Raw genomic sequence first — 4,280 nt, 5'->3', positions numbered from 1 at the left:
TTAGAAGAACCACCGGCACATGTAATATTTATACTTGCCACTACAGAAATTCATAAAATACCTGCAACTATTTTATCAAGATGCCAAAGATTTGAATTTAAAAATTTATCTCAAGAACAATTGATAGACAGGTTAAAATATATTGCAAAAGAAGAAAGTTTAGTTATAGAAGAAGCGGCGATTGAAAAAATTGCAACTCTTGCAAAAGGTGGTCTAAGAGATGCGATTAGCATATTGGATCAAGTATCTAATTATTCTGAAGAGATAACGTTAAATCACATATTAGAAGTTACTTCATCAATAAGTGAAGATGATATACTAGAATTTTATAGAGGTTTATTACAGGGAGACGTTACAAAATCACTATTAAAATATAATGAATTTGTAGCTCAAGCAAAAGATACTAAGTTACTACTTAATGACTTAATAAATGTAACTAGGGATATTGTAGTATATAAGAATCTAAAAGATACTAAACACACTGCATATAATGTTGATAAAATTGCTGCAGAAATAGATAGTGTTAGTTTTGACTACTTCTATAAAATAATAGAGTATTTATCACAAACAGAACAATTTATTAGATTCTCTACGGAATATATGAGTTATATGCAAATATGTATAGTGAAAATCTGTTCTAAAGAAGCTAATACTATTGAAACTAACATAAGTACTAGTGTAGATAGTTCGGTATCAAATACAAGAACTATTGACCTAGAAAATAGAGTTAAAATGTTAGAAGATAAATTGTTCCAACTAAGAACAGAAATAAATAATATAAATGAAGTTTCACAGAATAGTAATATTCAACTTAATATACAAAGTAAAATAAATAATAACGTTGATGAGAAACAGCAAGTACAATTAGGTTGGGATAGTACTTCGAAAGAAGAAATTAAAGAAGTAATAATTAAAGATAAAGATAAAATACTTAATCTTATGAAGGAATCAAGTCCTAATCTTACAGAATATGCATCAAATGTTTTTATTAGGATAATCAATGAGAGTTTAAATACCAATAATTCAGAAGTAGCGACGATGCGCGAATTATTTAAATCTTGTAAACTAATAGCTTCTTCAAAAGAAGGAGGTTTACTAGTATTTAATGAAGTAGATAATATGGTAAAAATGGCACCAAATTCCAAATATAAAAAATATTTAGAGAGTCTATTTAAGAGATTTATAGGTGTCGATTATACCTTATATACTTTACAAGATCATCAATATGAAGTCTTGGAAGATGAATTGAAAAATCCAGTGCAGGAAATTGCCGAAGAAAATTTTGAAGTTGAAGAACCGAATCTTACGAAAATAGATGAACTATTTGGAGACATAATTGTAGAAACAAATGATTAGAAATAACATTTGAAAAAAATATCGAAGAAATTGAAATAATTTGAAATAAATTGCAAATTATTGACAAGTTGTAAAATTTTAAATAGAATTATAATATAATTAGACATTAGGAGGAAATATTATGCGCGGAATGGGAAATATGCAACAAATGATGAGAAAGATGCAAAAAATGCAAAAAGATATGTTAGAAGCCCAAGAAGGATTAAAAGATCAAACGGTTGAAGGAACTGTATCAGGAGGTATGGTTACAGCTATTGCTAATGGAGATGGTAAAATTTTAGATATTAAAATTAAAGAAGAAGTAGTAGATCCAGAAGATATTGAAATGCTTCAAGATTTAGTGTTAACAGCAGTAAATGATGCATTAGAAAAATCAACTAAACTAAAAGAAGAAACATTAGGTAAATTTACAAACGGATTAAGTATCCCAGGTCTATAAGATGCAATATCCAAAACCAATTTTAGATTTAATAGAAAGTTATTCCTTATTACCAGGAATAGGGAAGAAGACAGCTGTAAGATTGGCATTTCACACTTTGAAAATGCATGATAATGATATTAAAAACTTCGCAGATAGTTTAGTAAATCTTAAAGAAAAATTAACTAATTGTGAAGTATGTGGAAGACTTAGTGAAGAACACGTATGTGATATTTGTTCGGATCCTGGAAGAGATAAGTCGACTATTTGTGTAGTTGCCAATGATAATGACTTAGTTGCTATGGAAAATATGCAACAATATAGGGGAGTGTATCATGTGCTTGATGGATTAATTTCTCCGATGGATGGAATTGGTCCTTTAGATATTAATATAAAATCTCTTTTTGAAAGAGCACAAGATGAAACAGTAAAAGAGATAATACTTGCTACCAACTCTTCACCAGAGGGAGAGGGAACAGCGAGTTTTATTTCGAGATATTTAAAAAATACAGATATAAGAGTTACTAGAATAGCTCAAGGTATTTCTTTCGGTAGTGATATTGAATATGTTGATGAAGTTACTTTATCAAGAGCTATATCTGGTAGAATAGAATTATAATTTAGGAGGACATTTTATGTCACAAAAATCAGTTAACGCGATAAAAGTTTTAGGTGTTGATGCGATTAATAAAGCAAAATCAGGACACCCTGGAGTAGTAATGGGTGCGGCACCAATGGCTTATTCTTTATTTACTAAACATTTAAGAGTAAACCCTAAGAAAACAGATTGGATAAACAGAGATAGATTCGTATTATCAGCAGGACACGGATCAATGTTATTATACTCTCTATTACACTTATCAGGATTTGAAGATGTATCATTAGAAGAAGTTAAAAACTTCCGTCAATGGGGTTCTAAAACACCAGGACACCCTGAGTTTGGGCATACTAAAGGTATCGATGCTACGACTGGACCACTTGGTCAAGGTATTTCTACAGCAGTTGGTATGGCTTTAGCAGAAAGATACTTAGCTGCTAAATATAATAAAGAAGAATATGACCTATTTGATCACTATACTTATGTAATTTGTGGTGATGGGGATATCATGGAAGGTGTTGCTTCTGAAGCTTCAAGTTTTGCAGCGGTACAAAAATTAAATAAACTTGTAGTATTATATGATTCAAATGATATTTGTTTAGATGGTGAAACTAAAGATGCATTCTCAGAAAATGTTCGTGCTAGATATGAAGCATATGGTTGGAATACAATTCTAGTTGAAGATGGTGCAAATGTTGAAGCGGTTAATGTTGCAATTGAACAAGCCAAAAAATCTGATAAACCAACATTAATCGAAGTTAAAACTATTATCGGAGCTGGTTCTCCTAATAGACAAGGAACAAATGGTGTTCACGGAGCTCCACTAGGTGATGAAGAGACTGCATTATTCAGAAAAGAAATTGGTTGGGAAAATGAACCATTCGATATCCCTGCAGATGTATACGCTGATTTCAAGGCTAATGTAGCAGACCGTGGAGAAAATGAATATGCTAAATGGGAAAAATTATATGCCGATTATAAAGCGGCATACCCTGAATTAGCGAAAGAATTAGAAGAAGTTCTATCTCGTGAAGATATCAGCCGCTTATCTAAAGAAAGTTTCTCATTTAAAAATGTAGGAGAAGCTCAAGCAACTCGTAACTCTTCTCAAGATGCTATTAACAGTGTTGCAGCAGTATTACCAACATTCTTCGGAGGTTCGGCTGACCTTTCTCACTCGAACATGACATTTATTAAAGGTGATAACTTACAAGATGATGCACACAGAACAGAACGTAATGTTCAATTTGGTGTTCGTGAATTTGCAATGGCTACTGTATTAAACGGATTGATGTTACACGGTGGTGTACGTGTATTCGGTGGTACATTCTTCGTATTCTCAGACTATCTAAAAGGTGCATTAAGACTATCAGCATTACAAAATCTACCAGTAACATATGTATTTACTCACGATAGTATTGCAGTTGGTGAAGACGGTCCAACTCACGAACCAATCGAGCACTTAGCATCATTAAGAACAATACCAAATACTTATGTATTCAGACCAGCTGATGCGACTGAAACACAAGCTGCTTGGTACTTATCACAAAAAACTAACGATAGACCAACTTCAATTGTTCTAACTCGTCAAAACCTACCAATCTTAGAAAATTCTTCATTCGAAAAAGTTGCTAAAGGTGCATATGTTGTTTATGAAACAGCAGCAGACTTCGATACTATTTTAATCGCAACAGGTTCAGAAGTTGCATTAGCAATTGATGTAGCACGTGAACTAGAAAAAGATGGTTCTAAAGTACGCGTAGTAAGTATGCCATCAGTAGAATTATTTGAAGAACAATCTAAAGAATATAAAGAGGAATTACTACCATTAAATATCCGCCGACGTGTATCACTAGAAATGGGTAACAGTGCTCTTTGGTACAAATATGTTGGTTTAGATGGATTAGC

Annotated in this window: 4 protein-coding genes; all 4 read left to right on the top strand. The window is 32.1% G+C overall.

Annotation, left to right across the window (positions count from 1 at the left end; translation table 11 throughout):
• Positions 1-1,356: DNA polymerase III subunit gamma/tau (locus RWN11_RS07340; protein WP_314161084.1), on the top strand; the 1,356-nt coding region annotated here is incomplete at its 5' end.
• A 121-nt stretch (positions 1,357-1,477) separates the two neighbouring features.
• Positions 1,478-1,795 (top strand): YbaB/EbfC family nucleoid-associated protein, encoded by a 318-nt coding sequence (locus tag RWN11_RS07335; protein ID WP_003144870.1) that lies wholly within the window; start codon positions 1,478-1,480, stop codon positions 1,793-1,795.
• 1 nt (position 1,796) lies between these two features.
• A complete protein-coding gene (recR, locus tag RWN11_RS07330; RefSeq protein ID WP_314161083.1) occupies positions 1,797-2,393 on the top strand; it encodes a recombination mediator RecR in 597 nt (198 codons plus the stop codon).
• Between the two features lie 16 nt (positions 2,394-2,409).
• On the top strand, positions 2,410-4,280 hold a 1,871-nt coding region (gene tkt / locus RWN11_RS07325; protein WP_314161082.1), incomplete at its 3' end, for a transketolase.

The sequence above is a fragment of the uncultured Gemella sp. genome (assembly GCF_963519265.1).
In the GTDB taxonomy this organism is placed as follows: domain Bacteria; phylum Bacillota; class Bacilli; order Staphylococcales; family Gemellaceae; genus Gemella.
The sequence above is the reverse complement of the archived record's forward strand: the minus strand, read 5'-3'. Positions and strand labels throughout refer to the sequence as shown.

Bases quoted from the DNA above. Each gene is read 5' to 3' on its own strand.
- RWN11_RS07335 (WP_003144870.1), top strand. From the start codon at position 1,478: ATGCGCGGAATGGGAAATATGCAACAAATGATGAGAAAGATGCAAAAA.
- recR (WP_314161083.1), top strand. From the start codon at position 1,797: ATGCAATATCCAAAACCAATTTTAGATTTAATAGAAAGTTATTCCTTA.